This window comes from Pseudomonas anguilliseptica (assembly GCF_900105355.1).
Taxonomy (GTDB): domain Bacteria; phylum Pseudomonadota; class Gammaproteobacteria; order Pseudomonadales; family Pseudomonadaceae; genus Aquipseudomonas; species Aquipseudomonas anguilliseptica.
Genome location: NZ_FNSC01000001.1, coordinates 1,042,859 through 1,066,855, shown reverse-complemented (window position 1 = coordinate 1,066,855; position 23,997 = coordinate 1,042,859). Strand labels below are relative to the sequence as shown.

Annotated in this window: 22 protein-coding genes and 1 pseudogene; 6 read left to right on the top strand and 17 right to left on the bottom strand. The window is 60.3% G+C overall.

Annotation, left to right across the window (positions count from 1 at the left end; translation table 11 throughout):
• Window positions 1-10 precede the first annotated feature (10 nt).
• The gene (plsY, locus tag BLW24_RS05190) at window positions 11-580 is read right to left on the bottom strand and encodes a glycerol-3-phosphate 1-O-acyltransferase PlsY (RefSeq protein WP_090377548.1); all 570 of its coding nucleotides are present in this window, start codon (window positions 578-580) and stop codon (window positions 11-13) included.
• A 74-nt stretch (window positions 581-654) separates the two neighbouring features.
• Between plsY and folB the strand changes: the two genes are divergently transcribed.
• Both folB and folK read left to right on the top strand, forming a co-directional pair.
• Window positions 655-1,011, top strand: a complete 357-nt coding sequence (gene folB / locus BLW24_RS05185) for a dihydroneopterin aldolase (RefSeq protein ID WP_090377545.1) — start codon at window positions 655-657, stop codon at window positions 1,009-1,011.
• Window positions 1,002-1,541 carry a 2-amino-4-hydroxy-6-hydroxymethyldihydropteridine diphosphokinase gene (gene folK, locus BLW24_RS05180; RefSeq protein ID WP_090377542.1) on the top strand — a complete coding sequence of 180 codons (540 nt, stop codon included), beginning with the start codon at window positions 1,002-1,004 and terminating at the stop codon, window positions 1,539-1,541. The genes folB and folK overlap by 10 nt, the downstream gene beginning before the upstream one ends.
• On the opposite strand, the gene yfiB is transcribed toward folK, so the two are convergent.
• From yfiB to BLW24_RS05105, 15 genes and pseudogenes are all read right to left on the bottom strand, one after another.
• A complete protein-coding gene (gene yfiB / locus BLW24_RS05175) occupies window positions 1,542-2,030 on the bottom strand; it encodes an outer membrane lipoprotein YfiB (RefSeq protein ID WP_090377539.1) in 489 nt (162 codons plus the stop codon).
• 14 nt (window positions 2,031-2,044) lie between these two features.
• A pseudogene (dgcN, locus tag BLW24_RS05170) lies at window positions 2,045-3,294 on the bottom strand (diguanylate cyclase DgcN/YfiN).
• Window positions 3,291-3,833, bottom strand: coding sequence for a regulatory sequestration protein YfiR (gene yfiR, locus BLW24_RS05165; RefSeq protein WP_090377537.1), 543 nt, complete (start codon window positions 3,831-3,833; stop codon window positions 3,291-3,293). Before yfiR ends, dgcN begins: the two are co-directional and overlap by 4 nt.
• Window positions 3,834-4,036: 203 nt before the next feature.
• Window positions 4,037-5,269, bottom strand: a complete 1,233-nt coding sequence (locus BLW24_RS05160; protein WP_090377533.1) for a multifunctional CCA addition/repair protein — start codon at window positions 5,267-5,269, stop codon at window positions 4,037-4,039.
• Window positions 5,270-5,371: 102 nt separating this feature from the next.
• Complete coding sequence (locus BLW24_RS05155) at window positions 5,372-5,884, bottom strand: DUF4136 domain-containing protein (RefSeq protein ID WP_090377530.1); 513 nt, start codon at window positions 5,882-5,884, stop codon at window positions 5,372-5,374.
• Between the two features lie 62 nt (window positions 5,885-5,946).
• Window positions 5,947-7,515 (bottom strand): SpoVR family protein, encoded by a 1,569-nt coding sequence (locus tag BLW24_RS05150; RefSeq protein WP_090377528.1) that lies wholly within the window; start codon window positions 7,513-7,515, stop codon window positions 5,947-5,949.
• Entirely contained in the window at window positions 7,512-8,783 is a 1,272-nt protein-coding gene (locus BLW24_RS05145; protein ID WP_090377526.1) for a YeaH/YhbH family protein, read from the bottom strand. The genes BLW24_RS05150 and BLW24_RS05145 overlap by 4 nt, the downstream gene beginning before the upstream one ends.
• A 96-nt stretch (window positions 8,784-8,879) precedes the next feature.
• Entirely contained in the window at window positions 8,880-10,802 is a 1,923-nt protein-coding gene (locus BLW24_RS05140) for a PrkA family serine protein kinase (protein WP_090377523.1), read from the bottom strand.
• Window positions 10,803-11,218: 416 nt separating this feature from the next.
• The gene (gene glpE, locus BLW24_RS05135; protein WP_090377519.1) at window positions 11,219-11,548 is read right to left on the bottom strand and encodes a thiosulfate sulfurtransferase GlpE; all 330 of its coding nucleotides are present in this window, start codon (window positions 11,546-11,548) and stop codon (window positions 11,219-11,221) included.
• The gene (locus BLW24_RS05130) at window positions 11,545-12,366 is read right to left on the bottom strand and encodes a symmetrical bis(5'-nucleosyl)-tetraphosphatase (protein ID WP_090377516.1); all 822 of its coding nucleotides are present in this window, start codon (window positions 12,364-12,366) and stop codon (window positions 11,545-11,547) included. Before BLW24_RS05130 ends, glpE begins: the two co-directional genes overlap by 4 nt.
• Entirely contained in the window at window positions 12,366-12,746 is a 381-nt protein-coding gene (gene apaG / locus BLW24_RS05125; protein ID WP_090377512.1) for a Co2+/Mg2+ efflux protein ApaG, read from the bottom strand. The genes BLW24_RS05130 and apaG overlap by 1 nt, the downstream gene beginning before the upstream one ends.
• A 41-nt stretch (window positions 12,747-12,787) precedes the next feature.
• Window positions 12,788-13,591 (bottom strand): 16S rRNA (adenine(1518)-N(6)/adenine(1519)-N(6))-dimethyltransferase RsmA, encoded by an 804-nt coding sequence (gene rsmA / locus BLW24_RS05120; protein ID WP_090377509.1) that lies wholly within the window; start codon window positions 13,589-13,591, stop codon window positions 12,788-12,790.
• A 108-nt stretch (window positions 13,592-13,699) separates the two neighbouring features.
• Complete coding sequence (pdxA, locus tag BLW24_RS05115) at window positions 13,700-14,701, bottom strand: 4-hydroxythreonine-4-phosphate dehydrogenase PdxA (RefSeq protein ID WP_090377506.1); 1,002 nt, start codon at window positions 14,699-14,701, stop codon at window positions 13,700-13,702.
• Window positions 14,702-14,873: 172 nt separating this feature from the next.
• Window positions 14,874-16,172 carry a peptidylprolyl isomerase gene (locus tag BLW24_RS05110; RefSeq protein ID WP_090377503.1) on the bottom strand — a complete coding sequence of 433 codons (1,299 nt, stop codon included), beginning with the start codon at window positions 16,170-16,172 and terminating at the stop codon, window positions 14,874-14,876.
• Window positions 16,147-18,918, bottom strand: coding sequence for an LPS-assembly protein LptD (locus BLW24_RS05105; protein WP_090377500.1), 2,772 nt, complete (start codon window positions 18,916-18,918; stop codon window positions 16,147-16,149). The genes BLW24_RS05110 and BLW24_RS05105 overlap by 26 nt, the downstream gene beginning before the upstream one ends.
• 125 nt (window positions 18,919-19,043) lie before the next feature.
• Between BLW24_RS05105 and BLW24_RS05100 the strand changes: the two genes are divergently transcribed.
• From BLW24_RS05100 to BLW24_RS05085, 4 genes are all read left to right on the top strand, one after another.
• Entirely contained in the window at window positions 19,044-20,060 is a 1,017-nt protein-coding gene (locus BLW24_RS05100) for an aminoglycoside phosphotransferase family protein (RefSeq protein ID WP_090377497.1), read from the top strand.
• A complete protein-coding gene (murU, locus tag BLW24_RS05095) occupies window positions 20,057-20,728 on the top strand; it encodes an N-acetylmuramate alpha-1-phosphate uridylyltransferase MurU (protein ID WP_090377494.1) in 672 nt (223 codons plus the stop codon). The genes BLW24_RS05100 and murU overlap by 4 nt, the downstream gene beginning before the upstream one ends.
• A 1-nt stretch (window position 20,729) precedes the next feature.
• Window positions 20,730-21,491 (top strand): DnaJ domain-containing protein, encoded by a 762-nt coding sequence (locus tag BLW24_RS05090; RefSeq protein WP_090377492.1) that lies wholly within the window; start codon window positions 20,730-20,732, stop codon window positions 21,489-21,491.
• A 228-nt stretch (window positions 21,492-21,719) separates the two neighbouring features.
• On the top strand, window positions 21,720-22,700 hold the full coding sequence (locus BLW24_RS05085; RefSeq protein ID WP_090375570.1) for an IS5 family transposase: 981 nt from the start codon (window positions 21,720-21,722) through the stop codon (window positions 22,698-22,700).
• 173 nt (window positions 22,701-22,873) lie between these two features.
• On the opposite strand, the gene BLW24_RS05080 is transcribed toward BLW24_RS05085, so the two are convergent.
• Complete coding sequence (locus BLW24_RS05080; protein WP_090377489.1) at window positions 22,874-23,908, bottom strand: alpha/beta hydrolase family protein; 1,035 nt, start codon at window positions 23,906-23,908, stop codon at window positions 22,874-22,876.
• Window positions 23,909-23,997 lie beyond the last annotated feature (89 nt).

The following is a 23,997-nucleotide window of genomic DNA, read 5'->3' as shown; positions in this document are numbered from 1 at the left end:
CTCGTTCGATTTAGAAATGCCGCTCACTGCCGGCGAACAGATCGCGTAAATTGCCGCGATGGCGCCAGACGATCAGCCCGGTCAGTGCACAGACGGGAAGCAGTGCGTCGGGTTGTTGCCAGGCCAGTAATGGCAGGGTCAGAGGTGTGGCGGTCAGCGCGGCCAGCGAACTGGTGCGGGTCAGGACAAACGTCAGTAACCAGGCGGCAACGGCCAGCAGGGCGGCCGGCGGGTATAGGCCCAGGAGCATGCCGGCGGCCGTGGCGACACCTTTGCCGCCACGGAAGTTGAAGTACAACGGATACAGGTGGCCGACAACGGCTGCCAGACCGACCCAGGCCTGCTGCTGCAGGCTGAAGTCGAGCAGGCTGGCGATCAGTACCGGCAGCAGGCCTTTGAGCAGGTCGCCGATCAGCGTGAGGATGGCCAGGCGTTTGCCGGCGACCCGGAACATGTTGGTGGCGCCGGGGTTGCCCGAGCCACTGGCGCGCGGGTCTGGCCCGCCGCTTAGGCGACTGAGCAGAATGGCGAAGGACAACGAGCCGAGCAGGTAGGCGAGGGACGCCAACAGCCAAAACATGGTATCCATTCCGGGGCAAGGGAGCCCTGATTCTAACTAGGTGCGGCAGCCTTGTCGTGCCACGGAGAGCGTGCTTGGACACAGTTTTTATCGAGGGTCTGGAGGTCGATACGGTGATTGGCGCCTACGACTGGGAGCGCACCATTCGCCAGTGTTTGCGTCTGGACCTGTACCTGGGTTGGGATAACCGTCCGGCCGCCGCTGGTGACGAGCTGGACAAGGCACTGGATTACGCCAAGGTCTCGCAGCGGATTCAGGCGTTTGCCAGCGAGTCGCAGTTTATCTTGGTGGAAACCTTTGCCGAGCGGTTGGTCGAGTTGCTGATGGCTGAGTTCCAGATTCCCTGGATGCGGCTCAAGCTGACCAAGCCCGGCGCGGTGCCGGCGGCCAGTGGTGGGGTGGGCGTGGAGATCGAGCGCGGATGTCGCTAACTCCCGTACTACTCGGTCTGGGCAGCAATATCGGCCGCGAAGCACACCTGTGTGCTGGCCTCGATGCGCTTGCTGGCCTGCTCAGTGAGATGCGCTGTTCGCCGGTATTCGAAAGCCAGGCGGTGGGCATCAAGAGCGGGCCGTTCTTCAATCTGGTGGTGGCCGGCTACAGCGACCTGCCGCTGGGTGAGCTGGACCGACGGCTGAAATTTATCGAAGCCGACAACGGCCGCTATGCGCCTGAGCGTAAGGGATTGCCGCTGGATATCGACGTGCTGCTGTATGGCGATCTGGTCGGCAACTTCGACGGCTTGATCCTGCCGCGTGCAGAAATCCTCAAGAACGCTTTCGTCCTCTGGCCGCTTGCCTTGTTGGTACCGGATGTTCTGCACCCGGCGCAGCAGCGCAGTTTTGCCGAGCTCTGGCAGTTAGCGCAGATTGACCAGCAGCTGTGGCCGGTGGCATTCAGCTGGCGCGAGCAACAGCTGACGCCGGCTGCTCTGTGCACCGAGTACCCGGCCAGGCACTGATCAAGGCGTGCTGACGATAATCGCCACGCGGCGATTTTCGCTGCGCCCTTCGGCGGTGTTGTTGTCTGCGATCGGCTTGCTCTGGCCCATGCCGTATGCTGCGATCAATCGAGCATCCATTCCCGCGCCTTGCATTACGGCCGCGACTGTCCTGGCGCGGCGCAGCGACAGCTGTTCGTTATAAGCCGCCTGGCCGACATTGTCGGTGTGGCCTTCCAGGCGCACCTGCTGAATGCCGACGCCCAGCAGTGCCTGGGTGATTTGCGTCAGTTGTGCGGTGCTGGCGCTGGAGACGACTTCCGAGTCGGTATCGAACAGCACTTTGCCGGAGAGGCCGAGTTCCCAGCGATCTTCGGTCCACTGGAAGCCATGGCTTTTGAGCAAGGCCACCTGCTCGGCACTGAGGCCTTTGGGTGTGCTCTGGCAGCCGCTGATGAGCAGTGCCGCGCCGAGCACGCCGATAAAGATCAAACGCATTAAGCTGTGCAAGATGAAGCTCCTTTTCAGTTGGTAAGTGAGTCCTGGCTTTTGGCCATGGTTCGCCCGCCCTGGCTGCGCTTGGCGTGGTACATGGCAACGTCCGCCTCGTGCACCAGGGCTTCGGGGTTGTCGGCGTGCTCCGGGTAGAGGGCGATGCCGATGCTTAGGGAGGTGGTGATGCTGCCACCTTCGGGCAGGGCGATGGGCTGATGCATACTGTCGATGATCTTGTCGGCGATCAGCACGGCATCGTCTTCCTGGTGAATGGGTTTGAGCAGCACGGCAAACTCGTCGCCGCCCAGACGCGCAACGGTGTCGCCCTCACGCAATTGGGCGCGCAGGCGCTGCGCAATGGCGATCAGCACGGCATCACCGGCGGCGTGGCCGAGCTGATCGTTGATTTCCTTGAAACGGTTGCTGTCGAGAAACAGCACAGCCATTTGCGTCTGGCTGTCGCGGGCTTCGCGCATGCTGCCGAGCAGGCGCGATTCGAAGAAGGCGCGGTTGGGCAGGCCGGTCAAGGCATCGTGGCTGGCCTGGTGCGCCAGCGAGGCGTTCTCGCGTTCCAGCTGATGCTGCCAGGCCTCCAGTTGATCGAGCAGGGCGTTGAAGTCTTCGGCCAGCTCGTTGAGGTCGGCGATATGGGTGGCCGGTACGCGCTGGTTGAAGGTGCGCTCCATGGAAATGTTGTGCGCTACTTGCGACAGGTTGCGTAGCGGTTGGGTAATCGCCCGCTGTATGCGTTTGGAGCCATAGGTGGCGCCCAGCGCACTGAGTGCCAGGCTAGCCAGCAGGCCAAGCAGGCCGCCGATCAGGAAGCGCAGCAGGGTGGTGCCTTGACCGCTTAGATGTAGTGCGCCGATCTGTTGGCCCTGGTAGGTGATGGGTTGAATCACCTCCTCGGGCAGCAACAGGCGGGCGATCGATTGTTCGGCGCTGTTGAGTACGGTGTTATTGGGGGCGTCGAGGCTGGCGAGCAATTCGCCGTCTTTATCGAAGACCGCCACCTGGGCGATTTCTTCGGTCTTGCAGATCTGTTCCAGGGCATCGCGCACCGCGGCGCGACCACCGCGGCTTCCAGGGTATAGGCCAGGGAGCGGGCGATCAGTTGCAGGTTATGGCTGGCGTAGGTGCTGAGCGCGAGCAGGCTGACCAGGGTCAGCGACAGGCTGGTCAGGCTCATGGCCAGCAGGGCGACGCGCAGATGGGCGTTATGCAGCAGGCGGCGCAGGCTTGGGCGCTGCTGGCTGATTTCGGGCTTTCTGCGGTTCATGGATGCGGTCCTGCGCGCTTACCCAGCTGTAGTACATTCGGGTGAATGCGAATGCCACTGCGTGCGACGGCATCGAGGTTGACCTTGAACGCCACATGATCATCGCTGATATCGAGGCAGAACAGGCTGCCCTCGCTGCAGGCCTGGCTGGTTTCGCTGATGGTCAGAATCGGTTTGCCAACCAGGCGACTGAACAAGGTTACGCGCTGGCTCTCCTCGATCACCCCGAGGTAGACGGCTTCGCAGTCGGTTGCCAGCAGCGGGCTGTCGACCAGCAGGCGCTTGGCCTGTACTGGCTGGCTGGATTCCAGTTCGTGGTTCTGCCACAGCAGGTCGGCGTATTCGGTTGGTGCAATCACACATAGACGCAGCGCTTCTGGCTGCTGCGGCCAGCGCGCATAACTGAGGATGCCGTGTACCACATGGGCAACCTGAGTGGCACGCAGCGTGGCGCTGTCCGCATCGCTTGATTCGGCGCGGGCCAGTATCGGCAAGAGTGCCAGTAGGGTGCAGCAGAGAGCTTTTCGGTTGGCGCGCATAAACACTGGACGATTCAGGTACAAGGTATAGGTCTCCGGCGTGGCCTGTTCGGCGCTGAGGCGACGCGCGTTGGCGCGTGGCGAGGCAGGCTCTTTTAAGTAAAGCTCACGCGCTTATATTTTGGCGTCAAAATTTATGCGTGATATGGCTAGGAGGCCTAGTGCTGCAAGGCCTTCAGCCTATCAGTGTGCTGAGCGTAACGCTACGCTTGAGGACGGTTCTGGCGAAATTTCTGAAGCGCCTGCAGGCGTTCTTCCTGCAGTGCGTTGCCCAGTTCGGCCCCTTGCAGGCCTCGCTTGAGCAGCGGTTGCACAGCCACTGCACGGGCGGCGTGCATGGCGGCCCGCAAGTACTCAGCCTGCGGGTAGGCGCGTTGTTCCAGACCGAGACGGCCGCGGGCGTCCATTTCACAGGCCGCGATAAATTCTTCGAAGCGTTGCGGGCGGCGGAACACGTCGAAGCCCTGTAGCAGTTTGAGCAGGGTCGAAGCCTTCAGCTCCAGAGCGCGGTGGCCGTGGGTGTGGAATTCACCAACCTGCAAGGCCAGTTCCTGGCAATCCTTGGGTGCCTTGCAACGCTGGTTGATCGCGCGGATGAGCTTCAGCCCGGTGTGTTCGTGGGCGATATGTCGGGGCCATTCGGCCTCCGGCGTCAGACCTTTGCCAACATCGTGCAGCAGACAGGCCCAGCGTACGGTCAGCGGTTGCTGGTGTTCGGCGCACTGGCGCAGCACGCTGAGTACATGCTCACCGGTGTCGATCTCCGGATGATGGGCGGCGGGTTGTGGCACGCCGAACAGCGCGTCGACCTCGGGCAGCAGTTCACGCAGGGCGCCGCAGTCGCGCAGCACCTGGATAAATACATCGGGGCGCGGCTCCATCAGGGCGCGGGAGAGTTCCTTCCAGCTACGTTCCGCTGTCAGTGCGTTGAGTTCACCGGACTCGCTCAGCTCGCGCATCAGCACCATGGTTTCAGGCGCTACGCTGAAGCCCAGTGGCGCGTAACGGGCGGCAAAGCGGGCGACGCGCAGTACGCGCAGCGGGTCTTCGGCGAAGGCCGGAGAGACGTGGCGCAGCAGTCGGGCTTCGAGGTCGCGCTGGCCACCGTAGGGATCGATCTGCGTGCCGTGATCGTCCTCGGCCATGGCATTGACGGTCAGGTCGCGGCGGATCAGGTCTTCTTCCAGGGTGACTTCGGGGCTGGCAAAGAAGGTAAAGCCGCCGTAGCCGCGCCCGCTTTTGCGCTCGGTGCGGGCCAGGGCATATTCCTCGCCGCTCTGCGGATGCAGAAATACCGGGAAGTCAGCACCCACCGGGCGATAGCCCAATTCGAGCATTTGCTCGGCGCTGGCGCCGACCACTACCCAGTCGATCTCGCTGACTTCACGACCTAACAGGCGATCACGTACTGCGCCGCCGACTTTGTAAATCTGCATCATGGTTCCTCCGCTAAGTGCGGAGAATAGCGGCTGGGCGCTGACGAGGGGTAGCCTGGATGCAGTTCTGAGGGGGCGGCGTGTTCTCAGATTGCATCCGGGTTACGGGCTGGCTAGGGGAATTTGCTGCAAGAGTGCTTGGGTGGCGCGCTCGAGTAGTTCGGCACTGTCTTTGGCGGGGCTCAGGCCGGTGTTGACCAAGCCTTCCCAGAGGATGTGCTGCTCCGGGGTTGTCAGGCGGATGCGTAGGGTGCCGGTTTCATCGCGCAGGCGGTGGATCGCCTGGTAAGGGCCGAGCGGGGTGGGGGGGGCGGCCTCGACCTTGAAGTCCAGCGGACTGTCCTGCACGGCCAGCCAGTAATACACCTGAATCTGCGCCTGCGGACTGGCTTGGTAACCACGGGCGCTCAAGCCCGCGCGCAGCAACTGTTCAAGCTGCGCATAGCGCTCGGCAAAGGGGACGTCGCCTTCTACGGCCTGTTCGGCGGCGATCAGGCTGAAGCTGCGTTTGCCCGTCAGTTCGGCGCTGGCGGGTGTCAGTACCTGGGCGCGGGGCAGTTGGCTGCTACAGGTGGCCAGTGCCAGGCACAGTAGTAATACGATAAACAGGCGCATCGGAAGATTCCCGGTTGGTCTGCTGCGCATGCTGGTGCTTGGCATCCTGGGCGCGCAACCGATCAAATGGGCGGGATCATCAGATCGAGGCGTGGGTAGTCGCTGTCATGTTCGGTTTCATGCTTGGGCGGTACATGCTGGGTGCCGATCAGTTGTTCGCCCTGGTACATCTCCAGATGGATATTGAAACCCCACAGGCGATGCAGGTGTTTCAGCACCTCCTCGGTGGAGCTGCCCAGCGGTTTGCGGTCGTGCTGCTGGTGGCGCAGGGTCAGCGAGCGGTCGCCGCGGCGGTCGATGCTCCAGATCTGCACGTTGGGCTCGCGGTTGCCCAGGTTGTATTGCGCGGCCAGTGTTTCGCGAATGGCCTGGTAGCCGGGTTCGTCGTGGATCGCCGGCACAACCAGCTCGTCTTTCTGATCATCATCGAGAATGCTGAACAGCTTGAGGTCGCGGATCACCTTGGGCGACAGGTACTGCAGGATAAAGCTTTCGTCCTTGAAGCTGTTCATGGCGAATTTCAGGGTACTTAGCCAGTCGCTGCCGGCAATCTCCGGGAACCAGCGGCGATCCTCTTCCGTCGGATCTTCGCAGATGCGGCGGATGTCGCGGTACATGGCAAAGCCTAGGGCATAGGGGTTGATGCCGCTGTAGTAGGGGCTGTCGAACGGCGGCTGGTAGACCACGCTGGTGTGCGACTGCAGGAACTCCATCATAAAACCTTCAGTCACCAGGCCTTCGTCGTACAGGTCGTTCATCAGGGTGTAGTGCCAGAAGGTCGCCCAGCCTTCGTTCATCACCTGGGTCTGGCGCTGCGGGTAGAAGTACTGGGCGATCTTGCGCACGATGCGGATGATCTCGCGCTGCCAGGGCTCCAGCAGCGGCGCGTGCTTTTCCAGAAAGTACAGGATGTTTTCCTGCGGCTCGGCGGGGAAGCGCTTGTTGTCCTTGTCACCGCCCTTGCTGGCGTTTTTCGGGATGGTGCGCCAGAGGTCGTTGATCTGCTTCTGCAGGTGTTCTTCGCGGTCCTTCATGCGCCGCCGTTCTTCCTCGGCGGAAATCGGGTAGGGGCGTTTGTACCGGTCGACACCGTAGTTCATCAGGGCATGGCAGGAGTCGAGCAGGTCTTCCACCGCGTCAATGCCATAACGCTCTTCACATTGCATGATGTACTGCTTGGCAAACACCAGGTAGTCGATGATCGAACTGGCGTCGGTCCAGGTGCGGAACAGGTAGTTGCCCTTGAAGAAGCTGTTATGGCCGTAGCAGGCGTGGGCAATCACCAGGGCCTGCATGCAGATGGTGTTTTCTTCCATCAGGTAAGCGATGCACGGGTCGGAGTTGATCACGATCTCGTAGGCTAAGCCCATCTGCCCGCGCTTGTAGCCCTTTTCGGTGCTGAGGAAGTGTTTGCCGTAGGACCAGTGGTGATAGCCCAGCGGCATGCCGACCGAGGCGTAGGCGTCCATCATCTGCTCGGCGGTGATCACCTCGATCTGGTTGGGGTAGGTGTCCAGGGCATAGCGTTCGGCGAGTCGACTGATTTCACGGTCGTACTGGCGGATCAGCTCGAAGGTCCACTCCGAGCCGGTAGAAATCGGCTGACGGCGCTTATCTTTGCTCGTGCTCATGTGGCTAGCCTCCGCTGGAACAGGTCGCGGAATACCGGGTAGATGTCGCCGGCCGATACCAGCTGCTGCTGGGCGAAGGTGTCGGCGAAAGCTTCGCTGACCTGCTCGTATTCGAACCACAGCGCCTGATGCTCGCGCGGGGTGATCTCGACGTAGGTGAAGTACTGCACGAACGGCATGATCTGCTTGATCAATATATCCCTGCAGATCGGCGAGTCATCATTCCAGTTGTCGCCATCCGACGCCTGGGCGGCGTAGATATTCCATTCGTTGATCGGGTAGCGCTCAGCCATGATTTCCTGCATCAACTTGAGCGCGCTGGAGACGATGGTGCCGCCGGTCTCGCGTGAGTAGAAGAATTCCTCCTCATCCACTTCCTTGGCGCTGGTGTGGTGGCGGATAAACACCACCTCGATCTTGTCGTAATTGCGCTTGAGAAACAGGTACAAGAGGATAAAGAAGCGTTTGGCGATGTCCTTGGTCGACTGCGTCATCGACCCGGACACATCCATCAGGCAGAACATCACGGCCTTGGAGCTGGGGTTGGGTTGCTTGACCAGCAGGTTGTACTTGAGGTCGAAGGTGTCGAGGAAGGGCACGCGCTTGATCCGCGCGCGCAGTTTGCTGACTTCTTCTTCAAGCGCCTGGATATCGCCGAGGTTGTCTGGCTGTTCCAGCTTCAGGCGTTCCAGTTCGGCCTGGGCGCTCTTGAGTTTGTTGCGGCTGCTGCCGGACAGGGCGATGCGCCGGGCGTGGGCTGAACGCAGGGTGCGCACGATATTGATGCGTGACGGGTTGCCTTCATTGCTGATACCCGCGCGTACGCTCTTGAAGGTGTCGCTGCCGGTCAGGTGGCGTTTGATCAAATTGGGCAGTTCCAGGTCCTCGAATATAAAGTCGAGGAATTCTTCCTGAGTGATCTGGAAGACGAAGTCATCCATGCCTTCGCCGGAGTTGCTTGCCTTGCCGGCGCCTTGGCCGCTGCCACCGCCTTGCGGGCGGGCAATCTTCTCGCCGGTGGTGAATTCACGGTTGCCGGGGTGCACGGTGGTCTGGCGCCCGCCACGGCCGTGGTGCAATACCGGCTCGTCGATATCACGGCCGGGGATGCTGATCTGTTCGCCGTGCTCCATATCGGTAATAGAACGGCGGCTGACCGCTTCTTCCACGGCCTTTTTGATGTGGTCGCGGTAGCGCCGCAGGAAGCGCTGGCGGTTTACCGTGCTCTTGTTCTTGCCGTTCAGGCGTCGGTCGATAACATGGCTCATCACTGCCCTCCGTGCACTGCAGACATCAGGCGCAATCGCTGGCAGAGCGCTGTCCCGCGCTCTGCGCTGCTGCGTGGCCTGTTGCGCCAGGCCGTTCTATTGCGATTTACGAACCCGCAGATACCACTCGGACAGCAGGCGTACCTGCTTGTCGGTGTAGCCGCGCTCGACCATGCGAGTGACGAAATCGTTGTGTTTCTGTTGATCCTCCTTGCTCGCCTTGGCGTTGAAACTGATGACCGGCAGCAGGTCTTCGGTGTTGGAGAACATCTTCTTCTCGATCACCACGCGCAGCTTCTCGTAACTGAGCCAGGTCGGATTTTTGCCATTGTTGTTGGCTCGGGCGCGCAGCACGAAGTTGACGATCTCGTTGCGGAAATCCTTCGGGTTGCTGATCCCAGCCGGTTTTTCGATCTTCTCCAGCTCCTCGTTGAGGGCCACTCGATTGAGGATCTCGCCGGTTTCCGGGTCGCGGTATTCCTGGTCCTGAATCCAGAAGTCGGCGTACAGCACGTAGCGGTCGAAGATGTTCTGCCCGTATTCGCTGTAGGACTCCAGGTAGGCGGTCTGGATTTCCTTGCCGATAAATTCGATATAGCGCGGCGCCAGGTATTCCTTGATAAAGCGCAGGTAACGCTCGCGCACTTCGGCAGGGAACTGTTCCTGCTCGATCTGCTGCTCCAGCACGTAGAGCAGGTGCACCGGGTTAGCGGCGATTTCGTGCGGGTCGAAGTTGAACACCTTGGACAGGATCTTGAAGGCGAAGCGGGTCGATAGACCGTTCATGCCTTCATCCACACCTGCGGTGTCGCGGTACTCCTGAATCGACTTGGCCTTGGGATCGGTGTCTTTGAGGTTTTCGCCGTCGTAGACGCGCATCTTCGAGTAAACGTTGGAGTTTTCCGGCTCTTTCAGGCGGCTGAGGGTTGAGAACTGCGCAAGCATCTTCAGCGTGTCCGGCGAGCAATGGGCTTTGGCCAGGGAGCTGTTGAACAGCAGCTTGTCGTAGATCTTGATCTCGTCGGAGACGCGCAGGCAGTACGGCACCTTGACGATGTAGATGCGGTCGATAAAGGCTTCGTTGTTCTTGTTGTTGCGAAAGCTGTGCCATTCCGACTCGTTGGAGTGGGCCAGCAGGATGCCGCTATAGGGAATCGCGCCGAGACCTTCGGTGCTGTTGTAGTTACCTTCCTGAGTGGCGGTCAGTAGTGGATGCAGCACCTTGATCGGCGCTTTGAACATCTCGACGAATTCCATCAGACCCTGGTTGGCCCGGCACAGTGCGCCCGAGTAGCTGTAGGCGTCGGCGTCGTTCTGTGGGTATTCCTCCAGCTTGCGGATATCCACCTTGCCGACCAGGGCAGAGATGTCCTGGTTGTTCTCATCGCCTGGCTCAGTTTTGGCCACTGCGATCTGGTTGAGAATCGACGGGTAGAGTTTGACCACGCGGAACTGGCTGATGTCGCCGCCGAATTCCTGCAGCCGCTTGGTGGCCCAGGGCGACATGATGCTGTTGAGGTAGCGCCGGGGAATGCCGTAATCCTCTTCGAGGATGGTGCCGTCTTCGGCGTCGCTGAACAGACCGAGCGGTGACTCGAACACTGGCGAGCCTTTGATCGCGTAGAACGGTACTTTCTCGATCAGGTGCTTGAGCTTTTCCGCCAGGGACGATTTACCGCCGCCCACTGGGCCGAGTAGATAAAGGATCTGTTTCTTCTCTTCCAGGCCCTGAGCGGCATGACGGAAGTAGGAGACGATCTGGTCGATGCATTCTTCCATGCCATGGAAGTCGGCAAAGGCCGGGTAACGGCGGATCACTTTGTTGGAGAAGATCCGCGAAAGCCGTGGGTCGGTTGAGGTGTCGAGTAGTTCAGGCTCGCCAATGGCCAGCAGCAGGCGTTCGGCTGCCGAGGCGTAGGCGCTGCGATCCTGTTTGCACAGTTCGAGGTACTCCTGGAGGCAGAGCTCCTCCTGGCGAGTCGCTTCGAAACGTTGTTGGAAGTGGCTGAAAATGCTCATGACTTCACCTCGCTCGATGCGCAGAGCCGGTGCGGGTTCGGTCAGGCGCTTGGTAGCCCCGGTGCGGATGCCGCCGGGATAAACCCCCAGAACACCTAATAATCTTAGAACTTGTCCAACGTCTGCTGCGCGTCGATCCTGCTGCGTTAAGAACAGGCTCGGAATGCTCATTTACATCAGTAAACTCCGCTTCCTCGCCTGTTCTTGCCTTGCATGACTCTAGCTCGCGAGACCTTGAACAGGTTCTTACCGATGGCCCGATGCCGTTTGGCCGGCTCTACCTTGTTTTGGATGGCCTGAGCTAAAGGATAGTTCGGAATCGGCGAGGTCAAGGGCCGCGCAACGATAACAGGATATTACCGTTGGTCGGCAATGCCCGGCAGGCCACAGCTGGTGCGGCCTGGGCGGTGAAAAAATTATTCTTCCGAACTGTGCGCGGTGTCGTTGGGGAAAGTGGCGCGCCACAGTTCAAAGCCGCCATCGAGGCTGTAGACCTCACTGAAACCCTGGCCAACCAGATAGGCCGCTGCGCTCTGGCTGGAGTTGCCGTGGTAGCAGGTGACAATCAGCGGTGCGTCGAGATCGGCCTGGGTGATAAAGGCGTGCAGCGAGTGGTTGTCGAGGTGCTGCGAGCCGCTGATGTGGCCGGCGGCAAAGCTTTGCGGGTCGCGGATATCGACCACCACGGCGCCTTGTTGGCGCAACGCCTGAGCCTGCTCGGGGGGGATGCGTTTGAATTCGCTCATGCTTGCTCCTTACAGTCGCAGCTGTATTTCTCGCCGCTATCGATATTCATCAGGGTCATGCTTGCGCCCCATACGCAGCCGGTATCCAGGGCGATCACGTCGGGCTCTGGGGACTGGCCTTCGAGTGCTGCCCAGTGGCCGAAGATGATGCGCTGACCTCGGGTCTTGCGCTGTTTGCAGCTGAACCAGGGGGCGTAGCCCGGTGGTGCGCTGCCGACGCCTTCCTTGTTTTTCAGGTCTAGGGTGCCATCGGCTTTGCAGAAGCGCATGCGGGTGAAGTAGTTGGTGATTACCCGCAGGCGCGTTACGCCGTGCAGGTCTCCGTCCCACTTGGCCGGCTCGTTGCCATACATGCCGTCGAGAAACAGCGGCAGGCGCGCGTCATCACGCAAGGCTTCTTCCACTTCAGCAGCGCGGCGAAGGGCTTTGTCCATGTTCCACTGCGGTGGGATGCCCGCGTGCACGAGTGCCATATCGCGGGCCTCATCGTAATGCAGGAGCTTCTGCCGGCGCAGCCAGTCGAGCAGGTCAGCAGCATCTGGTGCGTCGATGATTTCGCGCAGGGTGTCGCCTTTCTTCAGGCGCTCGATATTGTGTGCCACGGCCAGCAGGTGCAGGTCGTGATTGCCCAGCACGCAGGTCAGCGCATCACGGATGTTGTAGAGGAAACGCAGCGTCGCCAGGGATTCGGGGCCGCGGTTGACCAGATCACCTACCAGCCACAGCTTGTCGCGTGACGGATCAAAGGCTACGCGCTCAAGCAGGCATTGCAGGGGTTTCAGGCAACCTTGCAGGTCACCGACTGCGTAAGTGGCCATCAGTGCAGCGAGCCCGGCACCGCAAGACGAAAGGGCGCGATCACGGCGTCAAAGCGTTTGCCGTCTTCGGCGAGCATCTGGTAGCTACCCTGCATGATACCGACGCGGGTGGTCATCACGGTGCCGCTGCTGTAGGTGTGACTGGAACCAGCCTCGATCAGCGGCTGCTGGCCGATCACGCCAGCACCGCGTACTTCCTGCACGCGACCATCACCATCGGTAATTACCCAGTGCCGCGAGAGCAGCTTGGCCGACAGTTCGCCGTTGTTGCTTACCGTGACGGTGTAGGCGAAGGCAAAGCGGTTCTGCTCCGGCTGTGACTGCTCCGGCAGATAGCGGGTGACGACGCTGACGTCGATCTTGTAATGCGAATCGCTCATGCGTAATTAACTCAGTGGGCAGGTACCCAGTCTAGCCGCTGTCAGTCGGCGTTGGGCTGTTCAGCCAGTTTGTCTGCCAGGCGTACAAATGCCGCCAGGTCCAGTTGTTCGGGGCGCAGGCTGCCATCCACACCGGCCTCTTCGATGGCAGCAGCCGGCAGCAAGGCCTTGAGGGTGTTGCGCAGTGTCTTGCGGCGCTGGTTGAAGGCTTCGCGCACCACGCGTTCGAGCAGGTGGTGGTCTTTAGCCGGATGTGGCAGCACCTCGTGCGGCACCAGACGGACGATCGCTGAATCGACCCTGGGCGGCGGATTGAACGCGCCAGGGCCGACATTGAACAGGTGCTCCACGCGGCAGTGGTACTGCACCATGATCGACAAGCGGCCCCAATCGCCACCGCCGGGTTCGGCGGCCAGGCGCTCGACCACTTCCTTCTGCAGCATAAAGTGCATGTCGCGAATCAGTGCGGCATTGCTCAGCAGGTGAAAGATTAGCGGCGTGGAGATGTTGTACGGCAGGTTACCGACCACGCGCAGGCTGCGTGGCGCGGCCTGCAGTTGGTTGAAATCGAACTTGAGTGCGTCACCCTGATTCAGGCGAAAGCGCGGATTGCTGCCGAACTGATGTTGCAGGATTGGCACCAGGTCGCGGTCAAGTTCAATCACGTCGAGCTGCGCGCCGCTGTTCAGCAGGCCTTCGGTCAGCGCGCCCTGACCTGGGCCAATTTCCAGCATGTGCTCGCCTTCACGGGCGTTGATGGCGCGCAGGATGCGATGAATCACTCCGGCGTCATGCAGGAAGTTCTGACCGAAACGCTTGCGCGCGCGGTGTTGGTAATCGGACATGCAGCAGCTCCAGGCTTCAAAGCATCGGCTTGAAGCGAATGTAACGCGGGTAGAAAGCCCGGCAGTTTAACAGCATTGGCGGCGTTCGCCCTGTGCCGGGCTTAGTCGTCAGCGGCTTTTCACCTGGCTGGCAGCCATTTCATAGGCGGTTTGCAAGGCGACCTGCAGGCTACCGCAGTCGATCTTGCCGCTGCCGGCCAGATCCAGCGCAGTGCCGTGGTCGACCGAGGTGCGGATGATCGGCAGGCCCAGGGTGACGTTTACCGCAGCGCCAAAGCCCTTGTATTTGAGCACCGGCAAGCCCTGATCGTGGTACATCGCCAGCACTGCATCGCAATGTTCGAGGTGCTTGGGGGTGAACAGGGTGTCGGCCGGCAGGGGGCCGATCAGCTCGATGCCCTCTGTGCGCAACTGCTGCAGGGTGGGCTCGATCACCTCGATCTCCTCGCGGCCCAGATGGCCGCCCTCGCCAGCATGAGGATTGAGGCCGCAGACCAGAATCCGCGGCCGGGCGATGCCGAATTTCGTGCGCAGGTCGTGGTCGAGGATGCGCGTGACCCGGCTGAGGCGTTCGGGGGTGATGGCTTCGGCCACATCCTTGAGTGGCAGGTGCGTAGTCACCAGCGCCACGCGTAGGCCGTGGGTAGCGAGCATCATCACCACCTGCTCGGTGTGGGTCAGCTCGGCGAGAAACTCGGTGTGTCCGGAGAAGGCAATCCCGCCTTCGTTGATCACGCCCTTGTGCACGGGGGCGGTAATCATCCCGGCGAAGTGGCCGTCGAGGCAGCTTTGTCCCGCGCGGGTAAGCGTCTCTAGGACATAGCGCGAATTGTCTGCGTTCAGTTGGCCGGGGTTTACGGCGGCGGCCAGCAGGGTGTCCCAGACATACAGGCTGCCGGCGGGTGCAGCCTGGCTTGGCCAGGCATCGGGGCTGACGCTGATCAGATCAATGCTTAATCCCAGCAGCTGGGCGCGCTCAGCTAGCAGGTCGCGGCTGGCAATAGCAATCAAGGCATGTGGCTGCGCTTCGCGGGCCAGCAGCAGGCACAGGTCGGGACCTATGCCGGCGGGCTCACCAGGGGTCAGCGCGAAAAGGCGGGCGTGGCTCATCGGTAGGCTCTCGCTATGCGTCAACGGGGCAGTGCATCAGTTGATCGGGGTTTAGGGTCATTATGCGTCGGGCCGGCGAGTAGTCGCCAGGCAGGGTCGGCCACAAAAAAGCCCGGTTTGCGTGCGCATAAACCGGGCTTGTCTGTTATCTCGCGTTAGGGCGAGGCACCTGTCAGAGCTTGGTCTCGACGTAGGCTTCGTCGCGGATCTGGCGCAGCCAGGCTTGCAGCTCTTCATCGTACTTGCGATTACGCAGTACGGTCATGGCCTGCTGCTCGCGGAACTGGGCGCTGCTGTCAGTGGCACGACGGCCCATGACTTCCAGCACATGCCAGCCGTAAGGGCTCTTGAACGGTTTGGACAACTCGCCCGCCGGCGTGCTGTTCATTACTTCACGGAACTCTGGCACCAGCACGTTCGGGTCGATCCAGCTCAGCGTGCCGCCGTTCAGCGCCGAGCCTGGGTCTTCGGAGAAGCTCTTCGCCAGTTCGGCGAAATCTTCCCCGGCCAGGATGCGCTGGTGCAGACGTTCAACCAGGCGTTTGGTTTCAGCTTCACTGCGGATTTCGCTGGGTTTGATCAGAATGTGGCGAACATTCACTTCGTCACGTACCTGGCTGTCGCCGCCGCGCTTTTCCAGCAGCTTGAGCATGATGAAACCGCCGGGAGTACGCAGCGGCTCAGTGACCTGGCCAACTGGCAAGGCGCTAAGCATGGTGTCGAAGGGCGGTGGCAGCTGCCCGGCTTTACGCCAGCCCATTTCGCCGCCTTCCAGCGCGGTTTCACTGGCTGAGCGGGCAATGGCTAGTTGGGCGAAGTCCGCGCCTTGTTGCAGCTGTTGGTACAGATCGCGAGCTTGGCGGTCTGCGGCCTGGATGTCTTCCGGGGAAGCACCTTCGGGTACTGGAATCAGGATGTTGGCCAGGCGGAACTCTTCGGAAAGCTGCATCTTGCCCATGTCCGAAGCGAGGAAGTTCTGCACTTCCTGGTCGGTGACCTGGATGCGCTCAGCCACACGGCGCTGGCGCACACGGCTGATGATCATCTCGCGGCGTACCTGGTCACGCGCATCGGTGTACGACAAACCGTCTGCAGCTAGAGCGGCGCGGAACTGCTCGATGCTCATGCCATTGCGCTGAGCGATGGTGCCGATGGCCTGGTTCAGCTCTTCATCGGTAATCCGAATGCCGGAGCGTTCACCAATCTGCAGCTGAATGTTTTCGATGATCAGGCGCTCCAACACCTGCTGGCTGAGCACATGCTCAGGCGGCAGGGCGGCGCCGCGCTGGGCAATGGTCTGCTGCACTTCACGCAGGCGTGAATCGAGCTGGCTTTGCATGACGACATCGTTATCGACAATCGCTACAACACGGTTGAGTGGCTGTACCTCAGCGTGTGCCGCAGTACCCAGAAACAGCGCGCCCAACAGCAGCGGGCGCACGCAATCAGAAAGCTTTGTCTTCACGTTCACGATAACCTTGAATGCCTTGGTCGAGGAAAGTCTCAACTTTATTGCCGACTACACCACCCAGACCTTTGAGTACGATCTGCAGGAAGATGCCGCGATCAGCCTGGTCGTTCAGCGACGGGTTCAGGCTGACTTCGTCGTAGTCGATCCAGTAGCGGTTGAACAGGCGCAGTTTCCAGCAGCAGCTGTCGTATTCGAAGCCAGCGAAGGCCTCCAGGGTGCGGTCGCGACCGTAGTCATACTGCCAGCGGGAGATCACGCTCCATTGCGGTACGATCGGCCAGATCACCGAGAAGTCATGCTGACTGATCTTGTAGTAGTCCTTGATGTAGTTCGCGCTGCCGGGGGTGCCGTAGTCGCCACCGCCTACTACCCAGTTACCAGTAGCCTCGTCATAACGCACAGTGTCATTGCGGTAGCGATAACCGGCGTTGACCACCTTGTTCGGGTTGTCTTCTGGCTGGTAATGGAACATCGCGCTACCTGAACGGGTGCTGCCGCTGTCCGGATCCCAGTTGAAGTCCGACGAGAAGCGCCAGTCGCGGTTAAAGCGATACAGGTACTCAAGCGCATAAGGCGATACTGATGCCGTGGCGTCGCTGCGGGTGCGGTAATCAATGCCTGGTAGCTGCACTTGGCGATCTTCAAAGTAGAAGGCCTGGCCGATGCTAAAGCGTTGGCGCTCAAAGCCGTTGGGCTCAATCCAGCGGTTGGTTATACCCAGAGACAGCTTGTTCTCGTCGCCGATACGATCCTTGCCGGAGAAGCGGTTTTCACGCCACAGCGAGGAGTAGCTGAATGTGCTTTCGCCGGTATCGAAGATTGGGATGTCCGTCTGGTCTTCTTCGGGAGCATAGAGGTAGAACAGGCGTGGCTCCAGTGTTTGCCGATAGGACTTGCCGAACCATTGGGTATTGCGGTCAAAGTACAGGCCGCTATCCAGGCTAAACATGCCGACGCCGCGGCTTTGGCTGCTTTTGTATTCCTGTTCGGCCAGCAGCGTGTTTTTGCCTTGCTGATCCAGGGTCAGGTCATAGTTGGTCTGCAGGTACTTGACCTGCGGCTTGATAAAGCCCCAGCTCCAGTTGAGCGGCAGGCTGACGCCTGGCTCGACATGCAGGCGCTCACCATTGGCGCGTGCCAGGCCTTGAACGACTGTGTCATACCAGGGCTGTTCAACTACCCCATCTTCATTGATGAAGTTGCCTTTGCGTAGGTTGCGGTCAAAACGCACATATTCCGTGCCATAACTGAAGTTCACCCCAGCTGGTTTAAATGGCAGCACGCCATCCAGGGTCAGTTGTGGCAAACGATTGTACGGGGTGATGTCCGTGATATTGGCCAGCTCATAAGCGTGTGCATTCAGCCGTGCGGTATAGCCGTTGCCGCGATAGGTCAGGGTTCCGCGTTGGTTGATGTAGCTAGTGGAGCTGACTCCCAAGTCAGTGCCTAGATCTTGAAAATAATACGGATCGCTGATGTCGGTGTAGTCGACTTCAGCCAGCAAGCGCGAGGTCAGGCCTGTTTTGTGCTGCCAGCTGTACATCCAGCGCTGATCTTCGTAATCCGACTGCAGTTTGCGGTCATCGTTGCTGTCATCGAGATACGCGCCGCCCACCTGACCTTCGCTGTTCTTGGTGAGGTAGCGAAATTCGCCTTCCATCATCAAGCCGCGATCGCTCATATAGGTCGGGTACAGCGTGGCGTCGTAGTTCGGCGCCAGGTTGAAGTAGTAAGGCGTCTGCAGGGTCAGGCCGTTATCGCTCGAACTGCCAATGCTTGGTGGCAGGAAGCCGGACTGGCGACGGTCATCAATCGGGAAGTAGATATAAGGTGTGTAAAACACCGGAATATTCTTCACTCGCAAGGTGACGTTGGTCGCGGTGCCGAAACCGGTGGCCGGGTTCAGGGTGATGTTGTTGCCCTTCAGGTGCCAGGCGTTGCTGCCCGGTTCGCAGCTGGTGTAGGTGCCGTCTTTCAGGCGGATAATCGCGCTTTCTTCACGCTTGGCGTAAAGCGCGTTACCGCGAATATGGCTCTTGTGCAGCACATATTCGGCGTTGTCGACTTTGGCTTCACCGTTGTCCAGTTGCAACTCGGCGCGGTCACCCACCACCAGCATGCCCTGGTCACGCAGGCGCACATTACCGATCAGCTCACCGCGGTTTTCCGCCTGACGCAGGTTGGCTTCATCCGCTTCAACCTGCATGCCGGCCTGGCGCAGAACCACATCGCCGGCGAGGGTGGCGACCTGTTCTTCCTGCTCGTAGCGCGAAGCTTTAGCCGATACGAACATCGGCGCTTCGTCCATAGGCGTCTTGTCGTCCATACCCGGACGCGTCGGCTCTATATAAGCACCTGCGCAATAAGGGCCGGCTTCAGCCAGCTGGGCGGCGCTGAGGTTTTCTCGCGGTACCCAGTCCAGGTGGCTGTAGTCAGCGCTGCGCGAGTCGAGGCCTTTGCCACGGCTTTCAGTCACCAGGGTCGCTTGCGCGGTTTTCCCTTCAGGTGCTTCGGAGCTACTTTCGCCAGCTTTGTTGCTGGCGACCGAATCACGTTGTACTGGCCGTGCTGGCAGTGCAGCATTGCTGGTCTTCGGGGCGCATGCCCAGCCGCCGGAGGCGGAAACCTGGCAATCGTACTGCTCGGCAGCGATAGCATAAGGAACGGCTAAAGGTTGTAGCGCCAGAAGGCTGCCAGTGACCAGTAGAGGGAATTTTTTACGAAACGCGGGGTATTTTACTGCCATCTTATTTTTTCCGGGCTTCCTGCGCGCCATTGCCCCTGAGGCCGCACGCCTCTCGATGGGCTTGAAAAGATGCTGGATAATAAAGCATGACCCGCGCAACGGCTAGCGCCGTCGGAGACCTTGTAATGCCTGATGAAAATGTACGCTTAAAACTCCTCGAAAACTGGCTGGATCAGCAGCTGCCTGGGCTGTTCGCCGAGCAGGGTTGGGGCGCTGTACCCGCCGCCACGCTTACCTCTGCAAGCAGTGATGCCAGTTTTCGCCGCTATTTTCGTTGGCAAGGCGCTGGGCGTAGCCTGATCGTGATGGACGCACCGCCGCCGCAGGAAGATTGCGCACCCTTCGTCAAGGTGGCGCATTTGCTGGCCGAGGCACGTCTAAATGTGCCGCAGATTCTTGCCGCTGATCTCGATCGAGGCTTTTTATTGCTCAACGATTTAGGTCGGCAGACCTATCTGGATGTGATTAACGCAGGCAATGCTGACGCGCTGTTTGCCGATGCGCTGCAGGCGCTATTGGCGTTTCAGCAACTGCCGATGACTACGCCATTGCCCAGTTATGACGATGCCCTGCTGCGCCGTGAGTTGCAGCTATTTCCCGAGTGGTATGTACAACGCCACCTGGGCGTCGAGTTCAGCGAGCGGGAGCAGGCCCTATGGCAGCGCGTCAGTCAGCTGTTGATCGACAGTGCCCTGGCCCAGCCCCAAGTGCTGGTGCATCGCGACTATATGCCGCGCAACCTGATGCTCAGTGAGCCGAACCCGGGTGTGCTGGATTTTCAGGATGCGGTTTACGGCCCTGTGACCTATGACGTCACCTGTCTGTTCAAGGATGCCTTTCTCAGCTGGCCCGAGGCGCGCGTACGCAGTTGGTTGGAACAGTATTGGCAGCAGGCGCGTGAGGCAGGTGTGCCGGTTCAGCCGGTGCTGGAAGATTTTCTGCGAGGCAGCGACTTGATGGGCGTGCAGCGCCATCTCAAGGTGATCGGTATCTTCGCGCGCATCTGTCATCGCGATGGCAAGCCCAAGTACCTGGATGATGTGCCGCGGTTCTTCTCTTATATAGATGCGGTGTTGGCGCGGCGGCCGGAGCTGGCTGAGCTGGCTGAGCTACTCGGCAGCCTGCGGCGGGAGCCGGTATGAAAGCGATGATTCTGGCCGCCGGTAAAGGTGAGCGGCTGCGCCCGCTGACCCTGCATACACCCAAACCATTGGTACGCGCGGCCGGCGTGCCCTTGATCGAATACCGCGTGCGCGCGTTGGCGGCGGCCGGGTTTACCGAGCTGGTGATCAATCATGCCTGGCTGGGGCAGCAGATTGAGGATTACCTGGGTGATGGAGCGCGCTTCGGCGTCAGCATTGCCTATTCCGCCGAGGGTGAACCGTTGGAAACCGGCGGTGGGATCTTTCAGGCCCTGCCGTTGTTGGGTGATCAGCCGTTTGTATTGATCAATGGCGATATCTTTACCGACTACCCCTTTGCCGAGTTGCGCCGTCCGTTATCCGGCCTGGCGCACCTGGTGTTGATCGAGAACCCTGGCCATCACGTCAAGGGCGATTTCTGTTTGCAGAATGGACAGGTGACGGACGCGCAGGAGGGGCAGGGCAGTCTGACCTACAGCGGCATGGCCGTGTTATCGCCTGGGCTTTTTGCTGGCTGTGAGGCTGGTGTGTTCTCGCTTGCGCCATTGCTGCGTGCGGCCATGGCGGCGGGGCAGGTTACGGGCGAGCAGTTTGACGGTTGCTGGGTGGATGTGGGTACCCATGAGCGCCTGGCTCAGGTCGAACGTCTGCTTGAGGCGCGCGGCTAGGATGATCTGGCCTGTGACCCTTCTCGGCGCGGTTGCCGGGCTGGCGGTTGCCAGTATTCCGGGTGCCATGCTCGGTGGTTTGCTGGGCCAGGTGCTGGATCGGCGTTTGCGTCTGCAGTCGTGGGCCGCCTTGCGTGAGCACCTGGGTGGTCGCGCCGAGGTGCGTGATGAGTGGCTGCTATTCGTGTTGCTGGGGCGTTTGGCCAAAAGCGGTGGTCGTGTGCTGCCGGCGCATATCCAGCAGGCGCAAGCGGAAATGCAGCGTCTGGGTTTGGATGCCGAGGGGCAGCGTCAGGCGATAGCGGCCTTTGCTCGGGGCAAGACCGGACGAGACAGCTTGCGTGTGCCGCTGCATCGTCAGCGTGAGCGCAGTGAGGTGCTGCTGCGCGCGTGCTGGCGGATGGCCTGGGTTGATGGTCAGGTCGGCCAGGCCGAGCGTGAACTGATCATGCTCTGGGGTAAATGGCTGCAGGTTTCATCGGCAACCCAGGCGCAGCTGAGTGATGCCTACGCACCGCAGCAAGGGCCGCTGGTTTCGACGGCCAGTAATGCCTATCAACGTGCCCTGAATCTGTTGAACGTAAATGCCGATGCCGAGCCGGCGCAGATCAAGCAGGCGTATCGACGCTTATTGAGTCGCCATCACCCCGACAAGCTGGCGGGCAGCGGCGCCACGCCAGAGCGTGTGCGCGAGGCGACTGAGTGTACCCGTGAGTTGCACCAGGCCTATGATCTGATTCGCCAGCGTCACTGCTTTCGTTAGCAGGCTGTAGAAAGACTACCTGCGTTGCCATCGCGGCATTAAAAGCAAACTCGGCAAGCCGCTTGCGGCTAACGCGCTTTAGCGCGACCCGAAGGGCGAGTGAAACGAGTAATGCTCATTCGCTTCCTTGCTGGCTTTTGCCTTGCGCTGACTGTCTCGCTAAGGAAACTCTGAAGAAGACTTCCTGATTTTGGCAAAATACCCGGATTCCACCCGTCGAGTTTTCCGATGAAGCAGATGACCTTCGCCGACGCCGAGTACGCAGGCAAGCGCAAGCAGACCCGCAAAGAGTTGTTCCTGATCGAGATGGATCGAGTAGTGCCGTGGGAAGGATTGGTCACCCTGATCGATCCGCACTACCCGAAGGGCGAAGGTGGCAGGCCCGCCTATGCGCTGATGGCGATGCTGCGTGTGCATCTGATGCAAAACTGGTTCGGTTACAGCGATCCGGCGATGGAGGAAACGCTGTACGAGACCACCATCCTGCGCCAGTTCGCCGGCTTAAGCCTGGAGCGCATTCCCGATGAAACCACCATCCTCAACTTCCGTCGCTTGCTGGAGAAACACGAGCTGGCTGCAGGCATCTTGGCCGTGATTAACGGCTACCTGGGCGACCGTGGTCTGTCACTGCGCCAGGGCACCATCGTCGATGCCACGTTGATCAATGCGCCGAGTTCGACCAAGAACAAGGACCGTAAGCGCGATCCGGAAATGCACCAAACAAAGAAGGGCAACCAGTACTACTTCGGCATGAAGGCGCACATCGGCGTGGATGACGAGTCGGGTCTGGTGCACAGCGTAGTAGGCACGGCAGCCAACGTGGCGGATGTCACCCAGGTAGACAAACTGCTGCACGGCGACGAAAACGTGGTGTGTACTGACGCAGGTTACACCGGTGTCGAAAAGCGTCCGGAGCATGAAGGTCGGAAGGTAATCTGGCAGGTGGCGGCACGCCGCAGCACCTACAGGAAGCTCGATAAGCGCAGCGGGTTATACAAAGCCAAGCGCAAGATCGAGAAGGCCAAAGCCCAAGTGCGCGCCAAGGTCGAGCATCCGTTTCGCGTGATCAAGCGCCAGTTCGGTTATGTGAAGACGCGCTTCCGTGGCCTGGCCAAAAACACCGCACAACTGGTAACGCTGTTCGCCCTGTCGAACCTGTGGATGGCCCGTCGACATTTGCTGACGAATGCAGGAGAGGTGCGCCTGTAATGTGGGAAATGACCGCTGCGAGGTGCTCGCGGCGGCCAGAAACACCGAAATGAGCGGATGACTTGATCGTTTTTGATCAGTTTTCCGCTTTCAAAATCAGCGGAGGCTGAAGTTGACCGGAAATACAGGGCTACTTCAGACCATCCCTAACGTTTTTCAACGGCCTGCTAGGGCTATTTCGCCTGCAATTTCAGCGTCAGCCAGCCACGGATACGGCGGTAGAGTTGCTCCTGTTCGGCTTCGCGGTTGCCTGGCAGGGCTTTCATGGCGATCTGTATATAGCTGGGGTGCTTCTGTCGTTTGCTGGCTTGCGAGCGCTTGAGGGCGGCCTGGCGGTCGGCTGCCAGATCCTTGTAATAGAAGTCGCCAGTGGCCAGTTGCAGCTGCGAAATCAGCTCATCGAGTGGCGGTGTATAGCCAGCGGGCAATTGTGCGGCTACCAGCAGCAGGTTCTGAATCTTGGCTGGCTTGCGTTCGGCCAGGTAGCGTGCGGCCCAGTAGGCGCCGCTGCCGTGGCCGAGCAACACAATGGTGTTGGCCTGCCGTTGTTCGGCGAACGCGATGGCCGATTCGATGCGTGCCAATACGCGTTCGGCATGGGCTTTCTGCTGCTCCTCAATGTTTTTCACTTTGTTTGCCGCGGCTTCGGCACTGTCTAGCTGACTATTGCGGTTTTCCGTCGCGGCTTCATCTGTTGCTGGGCTGCTCTCGACGCTTTCCTCTGTCGGTGCTTCTGTGGTGTCGGCAGCAGCGTCTTCTGCAGATTCTGTAGTGGGTAGCTCGGCGCTGCGCAGTGGTGGTGCATCGCTATTGGGGGCGGGCAGGGTCACGCTGAGACTATGCCAGCCGCCGTTTGGCAGTTTGCGGCGCAAGGGGGCGACACTTTGTGGCCAGTCGGCGGTTTCATCATCCCCTGGCAGAATGATCACTGCGCCGCTGGGTTCGCCGACATTGGCCGGCAGCCAGAGGGCCAGGAAGCGTTCATCGCCAGCCTGCAGTTGCTGCTGTTCCTTTTGCTCCAGTTGCTGCTCCAGCGCCGTGGCTTCGACCTCACTGCGTTCGGCTAGGGGCGCACGTACTTCCTCTGTCGTCTCGGTTGAGGCGTCCGTAGCGGCGGGGGCTTCTTCTGCAGGAGTTTCTTCTTCAGCCTGTAGCGGGCTGATCGATAGCAGCAGGCTCAGGGCCAGGGCAACAGGGCGCGAAAACATGGGGTTCTCCGGTGAACATCGGGTTTCAGCAGCCTAGCCTTTTCCGCTCAGCTTTGTCAGGTGCCGCTCATGCGCGCCAGGCCTTGGAT